Annotated in this window: 17 protein-coding genes and 2 other annotated features; of the genes, 7 read left to right on the plus strand and 10 right to left on the minus strand. The window is 41.2% G+C overall.

The window, feature by feature from the left end; translation table 11 throughout:
* Positions 1–954: 954 nt before the first annotated feature.
* Both KI363_RS19620 and KI363_RS19625 read right to left on the minus strand, forming a co-directional pair.
* Positions 955–2,949, minus strand: coding sequence for an ABC transporter ATP-binding protein (locus KI363_RS19620; RefSeq protein WP_212967375.1), 1,995 nt, complete (start codon positions 2,947–2,949; stop codon positions 955–957).
* The gene (locus KI363_RS19625) at positions 2,946–4,706 is read right to left on the minus strand and encodes an ABC transporter ATP-binding protein (RefSeq protein ID WP_212967376.1); all 1,761 of its coding nucleotides are present in this window, start codon (positions 4,704–4,706) and stop codon (positions 2,946–2,948) included. The genes KI363_RS19620 and KI363_RS19625 overlap by 4 nt, the downstream gene beginning before the upstream one ends.
* Before the next feature lie 643 nt (positions 4,707–5,349).
* Between KI363_RS19625 and KI363_RS19630 the strand changes: the two genes are divergently transcribed.
* Entirely contained in the window at positions 5,350–6,831 is a 1,482-nt protein-coding gene (locus KI363_RS19630) for a peptide MFS transporter (RefSeq protein ID WP_158322233.1), read from the plus strand.
* A gap of 145 nt (positions 6,832–6,976) precedes the next feature.
* Positions 6,977–7,879: an LCP family protein gene (locus KI363_RS19635; RefSeq protein ID WP_158322234.1), complete on the plus strand. Its 903-nt coding sequence runs from the start codon at positions 6,977–6,979 to the stop codon at positions 7,877–7,879.
* 439 nt (positions 7,880–8,318) lie between these two features.
* On the opposite strand, the gene trpE is transcribed toward KI363_RS19635, so the two are convergent.
* The 5 genes from trpE to KI363_RS19660 form a co-directional block, all read right to left on the minus strand.
* A complete protein-coding gene (trpE, locus tag KI363_RS19640) occupies positions 8,319–9,710 on the minus strand; it encodes an anthranilate synthase component I (RefSeq protein ID WP_158322235.1) in 1,392 nt (463 codons plus the stop codon).
* A gap of 63 nt (positions 9,711–9,773) precedes the next feature.
* Positions 9,774–10,033 (minus strand) — a binding site (T-box leader).
* A 230-nt stretch (positions 10,034–10,263) separates the two neighbouring features.
* Positions 10,264–10,497: a binding site (T-box leader), on the minus strand.
* Positions 10,498–10,582: 85 nt separating this feature from the next.
* The gene (locus KI363_RS19645; RefSeq protein ID WP_212967377.1) at positions 10,583–11,467 is read right to left on the minus strand and encodes an agmatinase family protein; all 885 of its coding nucleotides are present in this window, start codon (positions 11,465–11,467) and stop codon (positions 10,583–10,585) included.
* Between the two features lie 110 nt (positions 11,468–11,577).
* Positions 11,578–12,972 carry an APC family permease gene (locus tag KI363_RS19650; RefSeq protein ID WP_212967378.1) on the minus strand — a complete coding sequence of 465 codons (1,395 nt, stop codon included), beginning with the start codon at positions 12,970–12,972 and terminating at the stop codon, positions 11,578–11,580.
* A gap of 288 nt (positions 12,973–13,260) precedes the next feature.
* Positions 13,261–14,424, minus strand: coding sequence for an ABC transporter permease (locus KI363_RS19655; RefSeq protein ID WP_158322238.1), 1,164 nt, complete (start codon positions 14,422–14,424; stop codon positions 13,261–13,263).
* The gene (locus tag KI363_RS19660; protein WP_158322239.1) at positions 14,417–15,163 is read right to left on the minus strand and encodes an ABC transporter ATP-binding protein; all 747 of its coding nucleotides are present in this window, start codon (positions 15,161–15,163) and stop codon (positions 14,417–14,419) included. Before KI363_RS19660 ends, KI363_RS19655 begins: the two co-directional genes overlap by 8 nt.
* Positions 15,164–15,618: 455 nt before the next feature.
* Between KI363_RS19660 and KI363_RS19665 the strand changes: the two genes are divergently transcribed.
* The 4 genes from KI363_RS19665 (at position 15,619) to KI363_RS19680 (ending at position 18,650) form a co-directional block, all read left to right on the plus strand.
* Entirely contained in the window at positions 15,619–16,317 is a 699-nt protein-coding gene (locus tag KI363_RS19665) for a LytR/AlgR family response regulator transcription factor (protein WP_158322240.1), read from the plus strand.
* Positions 16,318–16,326: 9 nt separating this feature from the next.
* Positions 16,327–17,244, plus strand: coding sequence for a sensor histidine kinase (locus tag KI363_RS19670; protein ID WP_212967379.1), 918 nt, complete (start codon positions 16,327–16,329; stop codon positions 17,242–17,244).
* 4 nt (positions 17,245–17,248) lie between these two features.
* Entirely contained in the window at positions 17,249–18,016 is a 768-nt protein-coding gene (locus KI363_RS19675) for a threonine/serine exporter family protein (RefSeq protein ID WP_246516962.1), read from the plus strand.
* Between the two features lie 178 nt (positions 18,017–18,194).
* A complete protein-coding gene (locus tag KI363_RS19680; protein ID WP_158322243.1) occupies positions 18,195–18,650 on the plus strand; it encodes a threonine/serine exporter family protein in 456 nt (151 codons plus the stop codon).
* Positions 18,651–18,715: 65 nt separating this feature from the next.
* On the opposite strand, the gene nadA is transcribed toward KI363_RS19680, so the two are convergent.
* The 3 genes from nadA to nadB all read right to left on the minus strand — a co-directional run bounded on the left by nadA (position 18,716) and on the right by nadB (position 22,511).
* Positions 18,716–19,816, minus strand: a complete 1,101-nt coding sequence (gene nadA / locus KI363_RS19685; RefSeq protein ID WP_212967381.1) for a quinolinate synthase NadA — start codon at positions 19,814–19,816, stop codon at positions 18,716–18,718.
* A 306-nt stretch (positions 19,817–20,122) separates the two neighbouring features.
* A complete protein-coding gene (gene nadC, locus KI363_RS19690) occupies positions 20,123–20,956 on the minus strand; it encodes a carboxylating nicotinate-nucleotide diphosphorylase (RefSeq protein WP_212967382.1) in 834 nt (277 codons plus the stop codon).
* Entirely contained in the window at positions 20,925–22,511 is a 1,587-nt protein-coding gene (gene nadB / locus KI363_RS19695) for an L-aspartate oxidase (RefSeq protein WP_212967383.1), read from the minus strand. The genes nadC and nadB overlap by 32 nt, the downstream gene beginning before the upstream one ends.
* A 123-nt stretch (positions 22,512–22,634) precedes the next feature.
* On the opposite strand from nadB, the gene KI363_RS19700 reads away from it, so the two are divergent.
* Positions 22,635–23,759, plus strand: a complete 1,125-nt coding sequence (locus KI363_RS19700; RefSeq protein ID WP_158324092.1) for an IscS subfamily cysteine desulfurase — start codon at positions 22,635–22,637, stop codon at positions 23,757–23,759.
* Positions 23,760–23,918 lie beyond the last annotated feature (159 nt).

Genomic DNA, 23,918 nt, shown 5'->3' on the forward strand with positions numbered 1-23,918 from the left:
GTGTCGATATATGTTGTGTGCTGTCATTATTTATAAAACACTGTCATAAGAGCAATGATCGGTTGCCTTTATGACAGTGGGCTTTTCAGAAAAAATTTTGCGTGGTAGGTGTAGCGCGGAATATGGGATATTAATTACCAATGCTGCTATTGATAGAAAATCATATTTGTTCATAATTTACTCCTTCTATTAGATGCTAACTACACACTATTAAGAAATTCGATATGAACATAGTTTATCCTTTAGTAAAATATGTTCTTCAATAATGCCCCTCTTTAGACGTGTGCTTTTTTCATTACCTTTTTATAAATATCGCGGCTTTGTTTAAAACATCATGTCTTTTTTATAAACATCGCAACTTTATTTTAAACCACAAAGGAATCTGAATTTTTTGCCGAGGGAAGTGTAAGCCTTTTAATATAGATGTTAAGAAAGGTGTGAACTTTAAGAGATATGGCTTTTATGGGCGGTTTATCCTCTACCTACGCTTCCCCGTATTTTCTAAAGCCTTTAGATGGAAGTATTATTCCCCGTTAATGCGGGATAAAACTTGAAATCGTGGGGGCTTCGTCTGGGAATGGGTTTCTTAAAGGATAAATGGGGTTCTCTATCCGAGAATGGGTTTCTCAAGGGAAAAATGGGGTCCTTCATCCCAGAATGGGTTTCTCAAGGGAGAAATGGGGTCCTTCATCCCAGAATGGGTTTCTCAAGAGCGAAATGGGGTCCTTCATCCCAGAATGGGCTTCTCAAGAGCGAAATGGGGTTCCTCCGTCCGAGAATGGGCTTCTCAAGAAGGAAATGGGGTTCTTCATCCATGAATGGGCTTCTCAAGACGAAAATGGGGTTCTTCGTCCCAGTATGGCTTTCTCAATAGGGGATGAGATCGGCCATAAGGTATAAAAGCTGCCTGAAAAGGTCAATCCCATGACCAAGTCAAACAGCTCCTTACCTTATCTATGCCCCCTGCTTCCGTCCCTGTTGTAGCTGATACATCTGATAATATTTCCCTTTTCTCTTCATTAGTTCTTCGTGATTTCCCCGCTCGACGATGGTGCCACGGTCTAAGACTAAAATTTGGTCCGCCTTTTTAATTGTGGATAGTCTGTGGGCAATCACAAAGGTTGTTCGGCCTTTTTTCAAGACATCCATGGCTTCTTGAATCATCGCTTCTGTTTCTGTATCAATATTAGAGGTCGCTTCATCCAAAATAAGAATGGCCGGGTCAAAGGCTAACGCACGGGCGAAGGAGATTAGTTGTCGCTGTCCAGACGACAAGGTGCTTCCCTTTTCAGCGACCGGTTCATCAAGACCTTTTTCTAAGTTTTTCAAGACGCGCTCCGCTCCTACAGCTTCTAATGCCGCCTCCACCTTCTCCCTGGAAATTCGCGGGTCATTTAAACTAATATTCGAAGCAATCGTCCCCGTAAATAAATATGGATCTTGTAAAACAACCCCCATATGTTCTCGCAACGCTTGCTTGGACATCGATTGAATATTTTTCCCATCAATGCGGATTTCCCCTTGCTGGCAGTCATAAAAACGAAAAAGAATATTCATGATCGAGCTTTTTCCTGAGCCTGTATGCCCGACGAGTGCCACCGTTTCTCCCTGTTTGGCCGTAAAGTCAATATCTTTTAATACATAGTCCCCTTCTTTATAGCCAAAGTAGACATGATCAAACGTTACATTCCCTGCGAAACGCGGGACCTTCTCTTCGATGACCTCTTCGCCTTTTTCATCTAGTAATTCAAAAACACGATTGCCAGCCACTAAAGCCTGTTCCAAATTGGATAGTTGATTGACCATGTTATCTACGGGGTTAAATAAGCGATTAATATAGTCGACATACGCATACAAAACTCCTACGGTTAAAGCAGAATGGGCACTAAGAAAGTCATGCCCAAAATACCAAATAAATCCAACAAACACAAAATTCTTTAATACCCCTACAAGGTTATGAGAGGAAAGAGCATCCAGCGTCAAAAGCTTATTTTGAAAACGAAAATGAACGTTATTCATTTCCTCAAATTCATTCTTCATCTTCCGTTCTCTACGGAAAGCTTGGATAATCGGCATGCCCTGAATCGATTCATTCATCATTGCGTTGATCTCACTCACCTTAGAACGAATCGCATGGTTATATTTCGAGGCATATTTCCGATAAATCATCATCCATGCATATAAAACCGGCAACAACAGTAAGCAAATAAGCGCTAATTTTGCATCTAAAATAAACATCGCCGTATAAATCCCTATCATATAAATAACACCGGTAAAGTAGTTAGACAGGACAGCCACATATAATTCCCGAATCACTTCTGTATCATTTGTAATCCGGGACACAACCTTACCAGCCGGCAAATCATCAAAATAACGAATCGGCAGGCGATGCATATGTGTAAACACATCATTCCTCATCTTTTGAATAATTCGGTTTGCCGCTTTTTGTAACAGCAAAAATTGTCCATAAAATAATAAAGCAGCCACAATGAACAGAAGCATGTAAACGACAAGTAATTGAATAATCATCGGGATCTCCGGTTTATAAAAGGTTAAGGTATCCTCAACTGAAAGTTTCTGCGCTTGAAACTCTTGTACCCTGCCATTTAGATCGACCTTTAATTGATCCCCTTGAATGGAACGACTTCCATCCAAGGGAACTTTTTCCTCTATCCAGTAAAAACTTCTCCCGACTTGTAAAAGTGTTGCCGTTTGACCAGATGCGTCTTGATCCTTGGTATAGAGCTTTCCTTTAAAGGAAACAGCTGATTCTTTTTCTGTTGTTTCCTGCCAATGTGCTTCAATGCCTAAAATATGATCATCAATCATTTTTTTCGCAACGAGTGGCCCTAATACTTCTGCCCCGACTGAAACTGTAAGCAACGCAAGGGCGCCAATAATCACCCATTTTACATGTAAAGCGTATTGATATAATCGTTTCCCTGTCATGTTGCCTGCACCCCCTCACTCAACGAATCCTCTAATTGCTGACGATCATGCTGTTCCTTATACCAGCCATTTTTCGCAAGTAAATCTTGATGACGTCCTTCTTCGACAATCTCACCCTCGTCTAACACGATGATCCAATCGGCATGTTCGACTGATGATAAGCGATGGGTCGTAATCAACGTCGTTTTTCCCTGTCTTTCTCGGCGCATATTTTCAATAATTTTCGCCTCTGTTTTTCCGTCCACAGCCGAGAGAGAATCATCTAAAATTAAGATTTCCGGATTTTTAATAAACGCCCGGGCAATCGAGATCCGTTGTTTTTGTCCTCCTGACAAGGCGACTCCTTTTTCCCCTACAAGAGTTTCTAAACCAAGCGGAAGCATTTCTAAATCCTTTTCAAAATAAGCCAGTTGAATCGCCTTCTGGATTTCTTCTTCTGTTGCTGTTTCCTCACCAAATAAGATATTTTCGCGAATACTTCGAGAAAAGAGAATATGATCCTGGGGGACGTAACCAATCCAGCCCCTTACCTGATCTTTCGTTTGATCTTCCATATTCACATTTGAAATCGAGATCATTCCATCTCCTAATGGATACTCTCTTAAAAATTGTTTAATAAAGGTCGTTTTTCCACTACCTGTTTTCCCCACAATTCCAATCGTTGCCCCACGAGGGATTGATAGATTAACATTTTTCAAATTAGCCGTTGTAGCGGAAGGATATTGGAAGGTAACATCTTCCCATTCGATCCCATCTGGTTGCTCCATTTTATGAGGATTTTCTGGATCTATTACATCTTCCTGATACTGTAAGACCTCATCCACTCGGTCCAATGATGCATTTCCTCTTTGCATAATATTAATCAGTTCCCCGATCGCAAACATCGGCCAAATCAACATACCGAGGTACACGTTAAAAGAAACAAGATGTCCTAAGGAGATTTCTTGTTGAAAAACGAGATACGTTCCATACGATAAGCCAATCACATAACTAAGCCCCGTTAAGATTTGTGTTGCCGGGTGAAATATCGCCTCTATTTTCACAACGCCCATATTTTTTTCGTACACATCATTCGTCATCGTTTGAAACTCAGCCATACTCGCCTGTTCCTGAACATAAGCCCTTGTCACTCGCACGCCTGAAACGGATTCTAGTACGCGGTCATTCATATCACCAAAGGCCTTTTGTGCCTTCATAAACCGCCCATGAATCTTCTTTCCCAATACGGTAATAATCAACGCAAGCACTGGTAAAGGTAAAATTGCCGCGAACGTTAATTTCCAAGACACGAGAAAGCCCATTGTAAGCAAGATCGTGAGCATATATAAAGTCGAATCCATCAGCGTCAGCACGCCGAAGCCCGCTGTCACGGAAATCGCTCTTAAATCATTCGTTCCCCTTGCCATTAAATCTCCCGTCCGATTTTTCTCAAAAAAAGGCGGAGCCATTTTTAATAAATGATTCATTAGGCGGGAACGCAGATTTTTTTCCAAAATAAACGCGCCACCAAAAAGCTGATATTGCCAAACATACGTAATGGCATAATTCAGGAGCGAACCCCCAGCTAAAATCACAATATAAAGGGTTAATAACTGCCATGTTAATTGCGTTAAAATCATACGATCAATCGCTTCACCTAAAATAAACGGCGGCACGACTTCAAAAACATTAGCAAGCGTTAATAACACACCTGCAATCATATACCTCTTCCAATGTTGTTTAAAAAACCAACCTAATTTCCCTAATACACTAAACATTATCCTCACCCCAATATTTTAGACAAAACAAAGGCGCAAGCGCCCGTTTAGCGACGTACAAACTTTTTAGGTGCCTGACGAGATAAAGGAAACACAGTGAGCCTGGTAAGGCGAACTGATGTTGACTTATCGTAGGAAGGCACCGAAAGTTTGCTAGTCGCTGGGCGCTGGAGCCGGACGTCAATACTCACTTTTAGAACTTATCTACAAGCTAGAATTTAATAGTTTTCTAAAGCACAAAAAAAGGCATAGGTGCATCCACAGAAATGTATGCCACTATGCCTTCCATTTATGCGATACGAAACAACGATCTACTAGTCGCCCGTATCGTTTTATTGCATTGGTTCCAAATTCACTGTAAAAACGGGCAGACTAATTCATTATGAAGTTGATGGATGATCGAATACATTTTTTTCATTTGAACAGCCTCCCTTTTCGCAAATTTTTGAATGTTTTTATACTAGCAGGCTTAATTGTTAATGTCAACGCTTTTTTGGAAAGTCCCGGTAAAATTTCTGGTAAATAAATGAAAGACTATATTTTATTTTCCTATTTATTATAAAATAAACATTACATAGTCATTTTACATGACTGCTGTTGGGTGTTATATTTTTAGTATTTAAACAAAAGGGGACAGGGAATTATGTCAACAAAGAATCAACAAGAAATCCTTGAGAGTGTCCCACAAAAGGGTTTTTTTGGACACCCTAAGGGTTTGTTTACTTTATTTTTCACAGAGTTTTGGGAGAGATTTTCATACTATGGTATGAGAGCGATCTTACTTTATTACATGTATTACGCCATTAAAGAAGGCGGACTAGGACTGGATAAGACAACGGCTGCTTCCATTATGGCTGTTTACGGCTCGCTCGTTTATATGTCGGGTATTATTGGTGGTTGGATCGCCGACCGATTATATGGAACAAAGAAAACCGTCTTTTTCGGTGGAATTTTGATCATGGCCGGTCATATTGCGCTATCCTTCCCTGGTGGAGTGACAGCCTTATTTCTTTCTATGGGCTTAATTGTCATTGGGACAGGGCTGTTAAAACCGAATGTATCCAATATCGTTGGAGATCTATATAGTAAAGATGATCCACGGAGTGATGCCGGCTTTAGTATATTTTACATGGGGATTAACCTTGGTGGTCTAATTGCACCTTTTATTGTCGGAACACTCGGTCAAAAGTATAGTTTTCATCTTGGCTTCGCAGTGGCGGCGGTCGGAATGCTTGCCGGACTGATTATTTTCCTCGCAACAAGGAAGAAAAATTTAGGCCTTGCCGGTTCTTATGTGCCAAATCCACTAACACCTGATGAAAAAAAATCAGTATTTTTGAAAATTGGAATCAGTACGCTCGTAATTGTAATCGCCGGTGCTATTCTTATTTCTAAGGGCATTTTAACCATTAATCGATTTACGATGTTAGTGAGCCTATTAGGAATTATCATTCCAATTATCTACTTTGCGATGATGTATTTTAGCAAAAAAACAACAAATGAAGAACAAAAGAATTTACTTGCCTATATTCCTCTGTTTATTGCCGCGATGATGTTTTGGGCAATTCAAGAACAAGGATCGGTTATCTTAGCTCAATATGCGGATGAACGAACAAGATTATCCTTTGCTGGTTTTTCCTTGGAATCATCTTGGTTTCAATCATTGAATCCTTTATTTATCGTCCTATTGGCACCGGTATTTGCCGGAATATGGATGAAACTAGGAAAACGTCAACCTTCCACACATCAAAAGTTTTCATTAGGCTTAGTGCTTGCGGGGATTTCTTTCTTAGTGATGATCATTCCAGCGATTTACGGCGGTCCGGATACGCTCGTCAGTCCATTGTGGCTTGTGCTTAGTTTCTTAATTGTTGTACTTGGGGAATTATGTTTATCACCGGTTGGTTTGTCTGCCACAACAAAACTAGCTCCTGCCGCTTTTTCAGCGCAAACAATGAGTCTTTGGTTCCTATCCAATGCTTCGGCACAGGCGATAAACGCGCAAATTGTTAAATTGTACAAGCCTGAAACAGAAATTCTCTACTTCGGAATTATCGGGGCGATCGCCATTCTGTTAGGTGTCCTTCTATTCCTCCTTTCATTTATCTACAAAAGGAAAGTTTAAGTCTACAACTGCCTTTTAAAAGGTGCAATGCCTTTTAAAAGGTAGTTTTTTTATGAATTGGATGAATTTTCCACTGATTATTTTTACATAAATGATGCCAGGAATTGAAAAATAAGACAAAGATGGTTGTCAGGAGTTGAGAAAAGTGAAGAAGCGTATCCTATTTGTCTTCATCATAATTTGCTTTCTCTTTTTATTTGGCTGTCAAAGTATAGAGAAGGATCATTCTCATCAGGAAGAGCCTGGTGAGAATGAAGTGGTAGATGAAGCCATTAATTTTTTAGTACTTGGCATTGATTCTCGGGGTGAAGCGAAATCGCGAACAGACACGATTATGCTCGTCAATTATCGACCAGAAGATCGGACTTTAAAGCTTATTTCGATTATGCGCGATTCGTATGTGCAAATCCCCGGACATAAACATAATTTTGATAAGATAAATAACGCCTATTTCTTAGGAGGAGAAGAACTCCTAAAAGAAACGATTCAAAATAACTTCGGTTTAGATGTGGATCATACCATTACCGTCGATTTTCAGGGATTTGTCAGTGTGGTAGACACACTGATTCCAGAAGGGATAAAAGTTCATGTCGATCAAGCCATTATTGATGATATGAATTTAGAGATGACGGCTGGTATTAACACCTTACATGGCGAAGATTTATTAAAATATGTCCGTTTCCGACACGATGAACGTAGTGACTTCGGTCGAGTGGAACGACAACAAACGGTTTTATTAGATGTCATTGACAAAATGAATGAGCAGGTGAATTCATTTATCGGGATGACCAAAATCCCTCATCTTGTGCATCACACAATCAAAAATGTGGAAACGGATTTGAGCCCTCAAGAAATGATTACTCTCAGTTCCATGGTTTTTTCACAACCCATTGAACAAATTGAAACGATGCGGATTCCTGTTAAAGATGGGTTTACCAATCAAACCTATGACCATGCAGGAGCCGTGTTAGAACTTAACTTCCTTAAAAATCAGGAAGCCATGCAAAGGTTTTTAAGTGAGCCTACGCCTGTGAGTGATGGACCTTAAAAAACGCGGGGGACAGTGGGAGCTTGCGCTGTTACGCTTTTGCGAAGTTCCTCGCGTTTCGGGGACGGCGGACGCTTGCGCTGTTACGCTTTTCCGGAGTTCCTCGCGTTTCAGGGACGGCGGACGCTTGCGCCGTTACGCTTTTGCGAAGTTCCTCGCGTTTCAGGGACGGCGGACGCTTGCGCTGTTACGCTTTTCCGGAGTTCCTCGCGTTTCAGGGACGGCGGACGCTTGCGCCGTTACGCTTTTGCGAAGTTCCTCGCGTTTCAGGGACGGCGGACGCTTGCGCCGTTACGCTTTTGCGAAGTTCCTCGCGTTTCAGGGACAACAATTCCCTATTAGAACTTAGCCACAAGGCTTAGATTTTATTTTACATTGGCTATATCATACGAGCCATTGCAACAAAGCAGAAGATGGGAACCCATCTCCTGCTTTGTTGTTAATAAGGCTTCGGGCTTAGCAAAGCCTGCGCTTTATTAATAGTCTCCTTGTATTCCTTCGCCGGATCTGAATCTGCGACAATGCCTGCGCCTGCTTGGAGATAGGCAATTTGGTCTTTGATGACAAGGGAACGAATGGCAATCGCAAAGTCCACGTCCCCATTCACATTGACGTAACCAATCGCTCCTGCGTAGACGCCGCGTTTTGTTTTTTCCAAGTCATTAATAATCTGCATGGCTCGTGGTTTAGGATCTCCTGAGACGGTACCAGCTGGAAGACATGAGATTAGCGCATCAATTCCAGAAATATCCTCCCGTAATGTACCTTCCACTTCAGAGACAATATGCATGACATGACGATAATATTCCAGCTTCATATAATCCTTGACCGCAATTGTATCTTCCAAACAAATAGCGGACAACTCTTGACGACTTAAATCAACAAGCATGCGATGTTCGGATAATTCCTTTTCATCCGCTAGTAGTTCTTGGGCCATACGCTGGTCATCCTCTTCATTTTTTCCACGCCGTCTTGTTCCGGCAATCGGATTGGTTGTAACCGTTCCCCCATTTGTTTTAATAAAACTTTCTGGCGATGCACCAAGTACGATATATTTTTCAAAATCAACATAAAACATATAGGGCGAAGGGTTCGAATTTCGTAATACACGATAAAAATGGAAAGGATCTTCCCCTACTTCACCTGTCATTCTTTGTGAGAGCACAATTTGCTGTACCTCACCTGAATGAATATGTTGCTTCGCTTCCTCCACCTTGCGCATAAACGCATCTTTTTCCAACTTAGGGGTAAATTGAATCTTACAATCAGAAAGCGACTCATCCGCTTCCTTCCGAGAAATTTGTGCTTCTAAATGCGCAAGGCGTCCTTCTAATTCCTTCTCAGTCGCTGCGCCGTTGAAATTAATCGATAATAAATATATCGACTGCGCTAAATGATCGAATACCACTACATTTTCATAGATCATAAAATGAATATCTGGCATTTCAATTTCATCTTCTAAAATCGGCCCAATGGGAATATACTGACGAATCGCATCATAGCCCACATAACCAATGGCTCCTCCATAAAACGGAAAATCAATATCTATATCAATCTTTGGCAAGGCCTCTTTCAATGCATTTAACGGTTGCCCTGATGTTTCCTGAAGCACCTTCCCATCACTTGATAACAGTTGTGAATTTTCCCCATCCCCAATGAATTCCAATATGGGATTTACCCCGATAAAGGAATATCGTCCTTGTTCATTGTGCTTCAAAGAACTTTCCAATAGGAACTTCTTCTTTCCCTCTAGCCTTAAAAAAATATTTATCGGCGTTAAAACGTCCCCATTTAATTTTTTCATTTTAAATTGCGCTTGTTTCGTCTGCATTTCCCATTCTCCTTTCAAATTTTAAAAATAAAAAAGCCCCCAAACCAACGTATAATTTGTTGGTTTGAGGGCGATCTTCATCCGCGGTGCCACCTCAATTGGAAAAGGACTCCTTTTCCATCTCTTTCAGGTACAGGAGTGTGCCTCCTAAACCCTATCCATATAACGACGGAATATCGTGTTTTCCTACTTCCCTATTTAAAGAGGTTCAAAAAACCACTCGCAAGTCCATTCAGTAAAAGTTTTCATACCGGGATCACACCATTCCCCAGCTCTCTGCAATGAAAAAGCTTAAACCTACTCCTCTTGCTTCACGTTTTGCTTTATTCGTTTTTATCACGCTTTTCTTGGGCTAGCTGCAGGCGCTAGGGACGAGAGGCTCGCAGGATGCGAGTCCATCGGCATTGCGACAGGACGTCGCGTTTTTTGCCGATGTTCCGCTAAATAACCTGGAAGTCTGGAAGGGAAAAAGCACCCTTCCAGATTTCCAGAACATTTGCTTGTCGCCCCTGATCAAGCGCCTTCCGCTTTTCATGACAAAAAGGCCCCTCATCCAAAGGACGAGGGACCGTGGTACCACCTTTATTAGCTGAAATCAGCTCACTTTACACATTCATCATGTTTCCCCATGTAACGATGGGTTTTCGCCAAAGCCTACTTTCCAACACGACGGAGTTCGGTTTGGAAGCTCGGAAGTCCATTCACATGCGTTCGACACACTGGTTCGCACCCACCACCAGCTCTCTTTTGTGGTCCGCAAGCTACTACTCTTCTTCATCGCCAGAATTTTCATTGTGATTGTTTTTGATTTTATTTGAAAATTCCCCAAATGTCAATCATTATTTCATACACAATGAAAAATTATAATCCTTTTATTTTTTGCTTAACCTGCTTACTGCACATTCAAACATCATTTTAGCAGCGATCGATGTTGTGATCTCGCGCACATCATATAATGGATTGACTTCTGCAATATCAAATACATCTACCTTGTCATAAAGTTCTTCCAGCATAGAAAAAGCTTGGACGACTGTTAATCCGCCCGGCTCATTCGCTCCTGTTCCGGGAGCAAAGCCTGGCTCCAATACATCCATATCAAACGTGAGATAAATATGATCGACCTCTTTCAGTTTATCATTTAAAATTTCCGAGATGATTTCTTTAGGATCACTGGCATGAACTTCCCTTGCAGTATACTGAACCACACCTGCTTCATTAAGATAGTTAGCATACCATGGATAGTTGAAGCTCCGTACACCAATCTGGACAACATGTTCAGGACTTATTCTTTCAAGCTCAATTGCTCTTCTCATCTGACTGCTTTGGGAATATTTCCCCTGGACAGGTGAATCATCAACCAAATCCAAATGTGCATCAAATTGAATAATTCCTATTTTACCTTCCGTGTTATCGTGTAAAGCTTCGATTATGGGATAGGAAATTGAATGATCTCCTCCCAATACAAAAGGAAATACATCATTCGTCAACATTTCAGTTACTTTATTTTTCGCATTGGCAAAGGTCTTCTCTGTACTATAAGCGACGATATCAATATCTCCATAATCTATAATACTATTCTCTCGCAATGTATATAGTTTTCTTTTATCTACATCATATACTTGATTATTTTCAATCCGGTTTTCGAACCATTTGTAAGCATCTCTAATCCCTTGAGGAGCAAATCTCGCACCTGGTCTCCCAAGCGACGCTCCACCATCCCAAGGAAAGCCCAATATTCCAAAAGTCTCTTTTTCCATTATTCGACAACTCCTTTAAATTCGTGTTCAAAAAAGAGAATAAATTCGAAGCATCGTTTTATGCCTGCAGGACTCAGGTCACAAAGGCGTTGCGACAGGATGTCGCGAATTTAGCCTTTGATCCTTACCTTTTGAACATCCTCTTTAAATTCTATTATATTTCTACTATAACTCATATAAATGACGATACCGATAATCAACCAAAGCAAGAATAATAGATACTCAATTCCGTGTAATGAAACCGGTGTCCCAGGAATAATCATCATTAGAGTTAAAATACTGGAAAAAAATGTGGCGATATAACTCATTATGATTCCGCCGGGAGGGCTATAGGGCCGATGTAAATCCGGCTTTTTCTTATATAGCTGAACACTGCTCAACGACATGAAGAACCAGGCAATCAGAAATGAAATCCCGCCCATCACGATAAAGGGTGATAAAATCCCTTGTCCGAGAAATATACCAAAAATGGTAATCACCCACATAAATAGTAATGCATTCTTCGGTGTTTTATTGTGTTGATCAACTTTAGACAGTACTTTTGGCAGAAAGCCTGCTTCTGAGAATGACTGAATCAAACGACTGCCAGCAAATAAAAAGCCATTAAATGTAGTAATGACACCCAGCAATACGCCAAAGACAATAATGATCGTTAAAAACTTAGAACCGGTTGCCGCTTCAAACGCTGAAATCAGTGGCAGCTCTCCTAAATTCACAAGCTCCTCTGCAGGCATGATAAAACTAGAAGCTAACACGATGACCGAATATAGCAAACTACCAGCAATGATAGTACCTACAATCGCCTTACCTAAGTGCGCTTTATTTATATGAGAGCCAACCTCATTTCGAGCTTTAGGAATCGTATCAAAACCATTCATAAAAAATAAGATGGAAGCAATGGCCGTTGCTATACCACCTATTGTTCCTGATTCAGATGTTGCTCTCGAGATGTTGTCACTCGAACCTGCAATAAACCCGCCAATGATGAATACAAAAAATGTCGCAATCATCATCCAGGTTGCAACGTTTTGAAATTTGCTTGATTGCTTTACACCCTTGTAATTTAAGTACACGATGATTGTAACCATAAGCAAACTCACAATTAAATGAGGCAGGTAGATGACTGAACCGAACAACGTGTACAAAGGAATAGCGTTCATCGGTGGAAATAAATACGAAGTGAGTGCAGCGACTGACACTGCCACCCACGGTAGAATAATTAAATACCCCAATATTAAAAACCACCCGCAAACAAAAGCAGAAAGCTTGCCGACAGCTAAATAGGTATACGCATATTCCCCACCGGAAACCTTTAAGCTGGACGTGAGTTCACCGTAGACAAAGCCAATGGGAATAATCATCAACATCGTCACTAAAATGGCGATGATTGCTCCGATGCTACCTGCGGCCGACATCCATGCTGGTATGGATATCACCCACCCTATTCCGATCATACTTCCAAACGCAAGGGCAAAAAAGTCTTTACCCGACATTCCATCCTTCATCGAACCACCTCTATGTTATAATTATACCCCATTATAAATAAATATTCATATGAAGACAATCATAAATTTTGTTATCAATAGAAGAATAAGCTCGATTTTCGGAAAAAATTCTTGGCATTAGGCGAGATTAAGAAAATTTTAGGGGTGTTAAAAAAAGATGATTTCCCCTACAACTTTCCGCAATACAAAAACAGCCTAAAACCCAGTGTCGACATGGTTTTAAGGCTGTTTTTCCTTCATTGCTACTGCAACAGTCAGATCATTTGCAAATTTTCCAAATGGCCATCATTATTTTCCTAACATTAACCGATGATTGTGAAAAAGTTTACTCGCTACGGGGAACAAAATGGCAATACAAACAAGATAACTACCAATTGCGATCGCAAATCCACTATTTGTGATTTGGCTGTTAAAGGCATCTTGGACAAATAAGAATAAGTTCATTACTGGAATCGCATATAAACCAAGGTTCTGAGTACTTCCGATAAAGAACATTATTAGCATCGGAAAAGCCATTAACCCAATAATCGGGGTAATATAGTAACCCGCTTCTTTTACGGAGTTGGCTAACATGCTTAAGATCATTTCTACTCCTGCAATAAAGATCGCAAACATCGAAATTAAGATCACGCCCATTAGAATAAAGAGGAGTGGATTTTCAATCGCCACCATTCCCTTTTTTAATTCCGTTGTGAAATTCATAAGCCCACTAAGCAAACCAATACATAATACACCCGTAAAAATACCAAGAAGAGAAATGGTCATCCATTTGGCTAATAAAATTTTAACTGGCTTTACAGGAGTAATTAGTAAGGCTTCCATCGTTTTCTTCTCTTTCTCTCCTGCAAACAACTCAGTAGCGGATGGATAAGAGCCATTGGCAATCGTAATTGGAATTAATAATGGAATCAATAAAGCGAGCATAAAGGAAGCCATGGCGTCATCTTCATTTTTTGTTGTTTGCGGCTCAACTTGGAAGACATTTACGACATTGGGATCCATTTCACTAGCCACCATTCGCTCTTGAACTACTTCATTCTGCCAATTCGCAAAGGCTGCTTGAATCAGGCTCCACGCACCGGATGATTCTTGATTACCTGGATCAAAATAAACGCGCACAGGTACTGGAGCTTGTGTTGCAATCTCTTCTTCCCAATCCTTACCCATCTCGATTCCAGCCTGTACCTTGCCATCGTTCATTGCTTTTTGCACATTTGCATACTTTTCAATCGTCACATCAGGCAAATAGGTTTGTAGTTTTTCAATAAATCCAGCATCGGCCGTTTCTTCCACCGCAAGGGTAAACTCGGTATCCTCACTAGAGACCAACAGTTTATCATAAAAGAGCGTCAAGGCTGCCATCATGACAATGGGTAGGATAACTAATAATGTAATACTTCTTTTATCACGTAAAACATCTTTCATCTCTTTTAAAAAAATGGTTTTAAACATAGAGATCCCCCCTTACAATCTTGGATGTGAACAGGTAGTTAAGATCTCGACTATTCTCTGTTTCATACAATTCTTCCAATTTTCCCTCATACACAATTTGTCCCTTATGCATCATGATAATGTCGTCACATAGTTGCGCGATTTCATCCATAATATGAGTAGAGAAGATAATTGTCTTCCCTTCTCCTTTAAATTGATAGATAAATTCTCGAAAAATAGTAGCAGACGTAATATCCAATCCAGTCGTAGGCTCATCGAATAAGACAATATTTGGATCATGAATCAAGGTCCTGGCAATCGCCACCTTTTGTTTCATCCCTTTCGAAAAGCCTTCTACTCTTCGATCCAAGTATTTTCTCATGCCAAATCGCTTCGCTAGCATCTCAATTTGATTTTTAATATCGTGAGCACTCATACCATAGAGACTCCCAAAGTATTCGAGATTTTCACGTGCGGTTAAGCGATTATAGAGTCCGGTTTCCGAGCCAAACAGGACCCCAAGTCGATGTCGTACCTTTTCTTTATGGGTATAAATATTGTCCCCGTCGATTGTGATCGTTCCTTCATCTGGTGCAATTAACGTACATAACATCCGGAGTAATGTCGTTTTACCCGCCCCATTCTCTCCAATCAACCCGACCACATTTCCTTCTTTAATATTGAGTGAAATATAATCGACTGCCTTCACTAATTGCTTTTTATCTTTAAATTGCTTGGAAACTTGATCAATAACAATCATATCGTTTCCCTCCCACATTCTTATTGTCTCTATTGTACGGTGCAAATGCTGTCTCGTCTCCCATCCTGTCGTGAAGAGGGACTTACCTGTCGTAAAAAGGCCCGATTGCCGAATGGAATGCTCTCTTTTATAAAATGGATTATAATGGAGAGAGATTTTCTAAAGGGGTTTGTTCAAAAAGGAGGATAAAAAGGACCCGTCGGCTAAAGGCGCTGACGTCCTGTCAGCAACGCCGACACTAGCACATCCTGTGCGTCGAAAGTTCGAGGCGGCGCAGCCTTCGAGCAGCGGACTTGCACAGGATGTGCTGACTTCTACGTTGCCCACAGGACGTGGGCGGTTTTAGTAGAAGTTCCTTATCCTGATACATGAGTAGCGGAGAAGCAAGCCAACGAAGAAATTCGATGTGTCATTTTTACCGGACTTTTTGAACATCCTTTAAAGGGGTTTTTGCGATGAAAGTGGGTATTGTCGATGACCGGCAAATTGACTTAGATAAATTGAAATTTATTTTACAAGAAGAAAAGGATGTTGAACTCATATTTGCCACTACCGACTCAGAAGAAGCGTATCAGGAAATTCAAAAAAACAAGATTGAGTTGTTGATAGCGGATATTGAAATGCCAGGTATTTCAGGGTATGAGCTTGCCGATATCATTCAAACACATGGACTGTTGATTACAGTTATTTTTGTAACGGCCAAAAGTGGCTATGCGGTTCAAGCCTTTGAATTAAATGTGCATGATTATATTTTAAAACCTTATACAAAAGAACGTCTGCAACAGTCTTTGGCCCGTTTCCGTGAAAAACAACACGCGGGCAATTTAACAGGCCGACTTGTCCTTAAGCAAAAGGGGCATATTGAAATGATTCCCAAGAAAGATATTATTTTTGCCGAACGGACAGGGCGATCCACCACGATTTATACCACTGATGATGAACATACGACCTATTTATCGATGAATGAATTGGAAGCAAGCCTCCGGGAGAATAACTTTATTCGGTCTCATCGTTCTTTTCTCATTAATCTTCACTTTGTGAAAAGTTTTTCGGTCTATACAAAAAAGTCATACAGCGTTACGTTCGATGGTACGAAAAAAATCGCGATGCTAACCAAAGATAAAATGGATTATTTGCAGAAGTATTATTTTTGAGGTGAAGAGATGGTAAAATTTCTCCCGTTCCTTCCATGGCTTCTCGCACTGTGTTGGACAATATTAGCGAATCACTATATTTTCACGCTGTTGATCTTAGTTGGTGCGATTTATCAACTATTTTTCATCAAAGGGGATGAACAACCGCGTTCATGGAAAGGAATAACAATAATCCTGCAACTTTGCTGGTTGATGGCTAGTTTTGGTACCGATACTCCCTTGCTGCTTTTTGGAATGGTGCTACAAACTGTCGCCTTACACTTCTATCAAACCACTTTCTTAGTTGAGCAAAGAAAAACAAGTGAAATCATCAAAAACTATAAGCAACAAACAACCCTTTTGGATGAATTAAGAAGACAGCGGCATGATTTAGAAAAACATGTATCCGCCATTTTACATGCAGATGGAAATTCCCATGATACAGAAGGTTATAAGCAAGAGGTGACGTCGCGTTTCACGGCGTTAGATAAAGTTTTACATAATGAATCCAATATTGTCGCTGGATGCCTGTATGCTTACAACAAGCAAGCAGAGGAAATCCATGTTATATTAGACTACCAACTTCACCAAGCCCTGTCAGGATTGCCTTTAACAGAATACGAATTAATTGCCTTGATAAGCAATATTTTGGAAAACGCGATAGAGGCAGCGGCGGAGGTAGCTAATGGGAAAGTATTACTCAGTTGCCGAAAACAGAGCGGAATTTTTATTATCGTTTGTCGAAATCATACCTTGCCGATTGAAGAGCGAATTCTTGAGCGAATGTACACATCTAAAGCGGAATCGAGCAAAGTAGGGAATCATGAAGGCTTTGGCACCCAGGAGATACAACGAATTGTAAAAAATCATCAAGGAATCCTTGACTTTTCCTTTATAAAGGATCAGTTTACCTTAAAAATAAAATTGCCTGATGTTCGAAAGGATTAGAGATATGGACGTGAAGGTTTTGAAGCCAGCAGAAGAAAAAAAACTCGTAGAGACCTGCCTTTTAGCCGGAAAAATTCTAATGCAATGTGGGGCTGAGACTTATCGAGTGGAGGATACGATGATGCGCATGGCGGCAGCATGTGGATTCTCGGAAAGTCAAAGTTTTGTGACCCCGACCGGGATTATTTTTTCACTAGAAGGCTCTGATTCCTCCCAATTCGTTCGCATTAGCCAACGGGGAACAGATCTTGAAAAAATTGCCCGTGTCAATCATATTTCTAGGAGGATGGCAGAAGGAGAACTAAGATACGAAGAGGCTTTTCAAGCTCTTAAACAACTCGCGAAAGAAAATCTATCTTTTCCGATTTGGGTCCAGATTTTAGCCGCGACCATTTCAACAGGGAGCTTTTTAATTATGTTTAAAGGGGTATGGGGCGATTATCTACCTGCTATGCTTGTCGGTGGATTAGGTTTCACTGTGATGCTCCTCGTTCATAATCAAACAAAAGTGAAATTTTTTGCCGAATTTATGGCGGCATTTGTCATTGCCTTGGTATCACTTTTATTTGTCAGGTTCAGCGTTGGTCAGCAACTAGATCTAATCGTGATCGCGTCCGTTATGCCGCTTGTCCCTGGATTACTAATCACCAATGCCATCCGTGATTTGATGGCCGGTCACTTCGTCTCAGGACTATCGAAAGGAGCAGAAGCCTTTTTAACCGCCCTTGCAATCGGCGCTGGTGTGGCTGTTGCCTATTCCATTTGGCTGTGATTTTAAAGGCCTGTCATAAAGGATTAAATTGATCCTATACGAGATTAAACGGACCCTATAAGGGATTAAAATCTCCATACAGGATTATACGGGCTTTATAAGGGATTAAACTCCCCTTATAACCGATTAAATTTCCCCTGTACGGGATTAAAGAATACTAGCAGAAGGAGATTCATCAATGTCCTATTACCTCGCACAAATTGCTTTAAGCTTACTATCTTCGATTGGTTTTGGGATTATCTTTAACGCTCCCCGGAAAGCTTTACTCCATTGTGGACTTGTCGGGATGGGCGGATGGATGATGTACCTCACAATGACTGATGCTGGCATTGATATTGTCCAAGCCGCTTTTTGTGGAGCCTTTGTCGTCGGCCTGATTGGTCATATATTAGCCAAATATTATAAAACTCCGATTATTACGTTTATCGTTGCTGGGATTATTCCGCTAGTACCAGGGGGCACGGCTTATAACGCCATGCGCCATGTTGTGAGTAATGACTATGCCGAGGCGATTCCCCTTGCCACAAAGGCCTTTATCGTGGCGAGCGCGATTGCGATGGGGCTTGTATTTGCAGAAGTATTAGTGCAATTTTACTTAAAGGTTTCGAAAAAGAGAAAATTGAAAAGTAGCTAAAAAGGGATGGGAGTGATCATTCACTCTCATCCTTTTTTTCTATGGAGCGCTTCTCTACTAGTGTCCTATGATAATGCCAACATCCTATCCAAAGCTAACATGGCAAAAGAGGATGTTTTTTCATCGACTTGAATGATGTTTCGATCTTCTCCTTGCTCAATTGAATCCAAGCACCAAGCAAGATGGGGCAAATCAATTCGATTCATTGTCAGACAAGGGCACATATGTGGATTCAGTGAGATGATTTTTTTATCAGGATGCTGCTGGATGATTCGTTTGACCAGATTCATCTCTGTGCCAATCGCCCAGGCTGAACCTGGCTCTGAGTTTTCAATCGCCTGGATAATATAATTCGTCGAACCAGCTAGATCTGCAAGGGCAACGACTTCACGGCTACATTCAGGATGGACAATAATCTTCATATCAGGATGATCCTCGCGCACCTGTTTCACATTAGCTACGGTAAAATTCTCATGCACCGAGCAATGTCCTTTCCAGAGAATAACTTTCACTTTCTCGGGTGGCCCATCAAAGACCAATTCGTTTTGGATGGGATCCCAAACTGCCATTTCATCCAAGCTAACACCTAAGTTATAAGCCGTATTCCGCCCCAAATGTTGATCAGGTAAAAAAAGAATGCGTTCTTTTTGCTGAAAAGCCCACTGCACCATTTTTTCCGCATTAGAGGATGTAACAGTTGCTCCCCCATTCTCTCCGACAAATGCTTTAATGGCAGCCGTTGAATTCACATACGTCAAAGGCAGAATGGTATCGCCAAATAGAGTCTGTAGCTTCTCCCATGCCCGTTCTGTTTGATGAATATCCGCCATATCCGCCATCGAACATCCTGCTCGCATGTCTGGTAAAAAAACCTTTTGATGTTCTGTCGTGAGAATATCTGCTGTTTCTGCCATAAAATGCACACCACAAAAGACAATAAATTCTGCTTTACGATTTTCCTGTGATAACTGTGCAAGCTTCAGAGAATCCCCGGTTGCATCTGCAAACTGAAATACTTCATCCTTTTGATAATGGTGGCAAGGAATAAAAAGCTTGTCACCCATTTTCTTTTTTACTTTTCGAACCCGCTCTTCCAACTCCCCCGTGGACATATTTCTATATTTTTCAGGGAGTGCATTTGTCTGTAAAGTTTCTAATAGATTCATTCCATATCCTCCTCTTCATGGCAAATCTTCCGACGTCTTGTTAACCTTTTGCTCTTCTCCTTATTTTTAGCATGGTGAACCCCGGCGCCGTTACGCTTTTTGATCTTTTCTCCGATTTCAGGGACAGCCAACCCCCTCGACGTTACGCTTTTTGATCTTTCCCCTGATTTCGGGGACGGCCAACCCCCGCGCCGTTACCTTTTTTGATCTTTTCTCTGATTTAGGGGACGACCAACTCCCGCGCCGTTACACTTTTTGCTTTTCTCTCTGATTTCAGGGACGGCGGACCCTTTTTCTTTCGAGTTTTTATTCAAACGTAACGTTTGCGCTAATATCCAATGCCGTGACAGAGTGAGTGAGAAATCCTAGTGAAATATAATCCACTCCTGTTTCACCATAGGAGGCAAGGTCTTCTAGTGTAATGCCACCAGATGCTTCGGTGACGATATTTTCTGGCACTTCTTTGATCCACATTTTAATCTCATCAGGGGTTCGATTATCAAACATAATCACATCGGCCTGCGCTTCAATCGCTTCTTGCATTTGTGCCTTTGTCTCGATTTCGACTTCGATTTTTACCATGTGACCGACATTTTTTCGAGCTGCCGCCACAGCCTTTGCAATCGAGCCAGCAAAGGCAATATGGTTATCCTTCAACATGACTGCATCATACAGGCCAAATCGGTGATTCACGCCACCCCCACATCGAACCGCATACTTTTCCAACATCCGCAAACCTGGTGTTGTTTTTCTTGTATCACATATTTTCGTATGATCACTATTTAACAAATTAATAGCTTCTTTTGTTTTTGTCGCAATGCCGCTCATCCTTTGGACCAAATTCAGAACGACTCTTTCCGCTTGTAAAAGATCTGCGACTGTTCCGCTAATTTCCGCAAGTAGTTGCCCTTTTTCAATCCAGTCCCCATCACGAACCTTCATCTTGATATCCAGCTGATCCACAAGCAAGGAAAATCCCGTGCGGACCACTTCTTCCCCGCAAAAAATTCCATCGGCTTTTGCAAGCAAAGATAGCCGTCCCATTTGTTCTCTGCTAAAAATACTACTGGATACATCTCTATCCCCGATATCTTCTAAAAAAAATTGTTTAAGTTGCTGCTGTAATTTGATCTTGTTCATATACCATTCCTTCTTTCACTTTCCGATTGTGAATCAATCGTTTTCGCCTCCAGTTGTGATCATCTTCACATGGAAAATCCATTCTATAATGGCCGCCACGGCTCTCTGTTCTATGAAGTGCTGCCTTTGTCACAAGGGATGCTGTTATGACCATAAAATAACGAGTAAGTTCGTCTTTGTCCATAAGATCGAGATTTCCGCTCCCGGCATGCTCTCCTACAAATGACTCTAACCATTGCAATTGTTCTGTTAATCCTTCCTCCGTTCGTACAATGCCGACATGATCCATCATCCTCTTTTGAATTTCCTCTATGGTTGGTAAAGGCTTCCCCATGCGCTTATCTGCGGACTCCTGGCAATAAGAAGATTCGCTACGAATCCTCTTAGAAAAAGACTGGCTGTTCAACCACTGGGCGAGATTTTCTCCCATAACCAACCCTTCCAGTAAGGAATTACTAGCCAGCCGATTGGCTCCATGAACACCTGTACACGCGACCTCTCCCAATGCATATAGCCCTTGAAGACTACTTCTTCCGATAAGATCTGTTTGAATGCCCCCCATTAAAAAATGGCTTCCAGGGACAACCGGGATTCGCTTTTCTTCCAAACCCAGACCATTTTCTTGGCAAAGGCGTGAAATCGTTGGAAATCGCTTAGAGAAATCTTTGACTTGCGAAATATCTAAATAAATATCCTCTCCTTGTGAAAGATATTCATAAATAGTTTGTGAAACAATATGTCTTGGTGCTAAATCCGCCAGCGGATGGACACCCTTCATAATTTCCTTTCCAGTCTCTGTCACCAACCGTCCTCCCTCGCCGCGAACAGCTTCTGATACAAGGCCTTGCGTTTTTCCATTCACATAAAGGAGTGTCGGATGAAATTGGATAAACTCCATATCCACAATATTTGCACCAGCAAGATACACAAGTGCGATCCCATCACCAGTCACTGTTTCTGCATTAGAACTATAACGATACATTTGGCCACATCCACCTGTCGCAAGTACAACATGATTGGCTATAAAACAATGAATCTGATTATTTTCGTCCTTTGTCTTCACACCAACACAAATATCTTTTTCTACTAAAAGCTCAAATGCAAAATGATTTTCCATCACTTTGACATGATGCGGTATACGGGGAAGCAAATGATCTATGATCGTTTTTCCTGTTGCATCGCCACCACCATGAATAATTCTTTTTTCACTATGAGCACCTTCCATGCCAAGGAGAAGTTTTCCTTTTTCATCTTTATCAAAGGGACATCCCTGCTGTGCTAAAGATTGTATAAGGGATGGAGCCCTATCAGTTAAGCCCTCAACAGCACTGGGTTCATTATGAAATCTCCCTGCCTCAAGCGTGTCGAAGTAATGTTTTTCTGAACGGTCCGGGTCCCCTATCGCTGCCGCAATCCCGCCCTGTGCTAAATAAGAATTCGATTCTTGGATATGTGATTTTGTGATAATCATCACATTGATATCATGACGAAGCTTGCAAGCTAATTGCAGTGCCGCAACCCCACTTCCTATGATCAATACATCTATCTGATTCATGAGCCCCTCCTTTACATTTCTATTCACAAATTTATTGCATGTGTCTTGACACATATATTTACATATATTTAAACTTATGACAAGAGTTTTTTAAAATAATACTAGATAAGGAGAGAAAACATCATCAAATATTTCGATTATGCGGCCACTTGTCCCCTTGATCAAGAGGCAGCTCAATTATATATTCAAACGGCAACCGAATTCTTTGGAAATACAAGTAGCCTCCATGATACCGGTAATCAGGCACAGCAACTATTGGAAACATGCCGAAAAGAATTCGCACAAATGCTCGGTGTCCAAACAGAAGGGATTTATTTTACAGGTGGGGGTTCAGAAGGGAATTTTTTAGCGATTCATGCTCTGCTATCATCCCCTCTAAAAAAAGGGAAGCATATCATTACCAGTATCGCGGAGCATGCTTCCATTCATAGTACACTGGAAAAATGTAAACAGGATGGATACGAGGTAACTGCCCTCCCCTATGATCAAGACGGACATATTAATGTAGAGAAACTAAAAGATGCGATCCGCGAGGAAACTGTTTTAATTACGATCCAACATGGGAATGCAGAAATTGGCACAATCCAGCCAATTATCGAAATAAGCAAGCTATGCCGGGAAAAGGATATTCTTTTGCATAGTGATTGTGTGCAAACTTTTGGTAAGCTAGACATGCAAGAAATTGCTCAATCCGTTGATAGTTTGGCGATTTCAGGACACAAATTTTATGGGCCGAAGGGGGTTGGGGCTGTGTATGTCCATCCGCGCCTTCATTGGCATCCCTTTTATCCCAACACGACCCATGAGAAAGGCTTCCGTCCTGGAACTGTGAATGTGCCGGGGATCGCAGCAATGACCTTAGCTGCGCAAAAAGCGATTGCTAATTTTGAGGAACAGCAGGAGCATTTAATAAAACTTCACGATTTATTCCTAAGGACCATCAAAGACAAGGCAACGCAGATGAAAGTATATCCTTCCGATCTTCCCTCAATTATCGGTCTAAGAATCAAGGGGATCGAAGGACAACTCGCGATGCTGGAATGCAATCGCAAGGGATATGCGATTTCAACTGGAAGCGCCTGTCAGGTCGGCAGCCAAGCTCCCGCTAAAACAATGACAGCATTAGGCGTAACTGGAAAAGCTGCGAAGGAATTTATCCGCATTTCCTTTGGAAAAAATACGAAAGTCGAAGATGTACAACAATTGGGAGAAACGCTTATCAAGATTATCGCTGATCACGGAGGCTAAAGAGGTGAATAGATACTTTATAAAACGAATATAGGGGCTGTCCAGAAAGTCGTTGAAAAACGACTTCCTGTGACAACCTTTCCTATTTTTACTAAAAATACATACAAAAAAATCGCCCTTTCTAGTAGAATGAAGTTACCACACAACACTCAAGAAAGG

Origin of the sequence: Lederbergia ruris (assembly GCF_018332955.1) — a bacterium.
GTDB classification, from domain to species: domain Bacteria; phylum Bacillota; class Bacilli; order Bacillales; family Bacillaceae_C; genus Lederbergia; species Lederbergia ruris.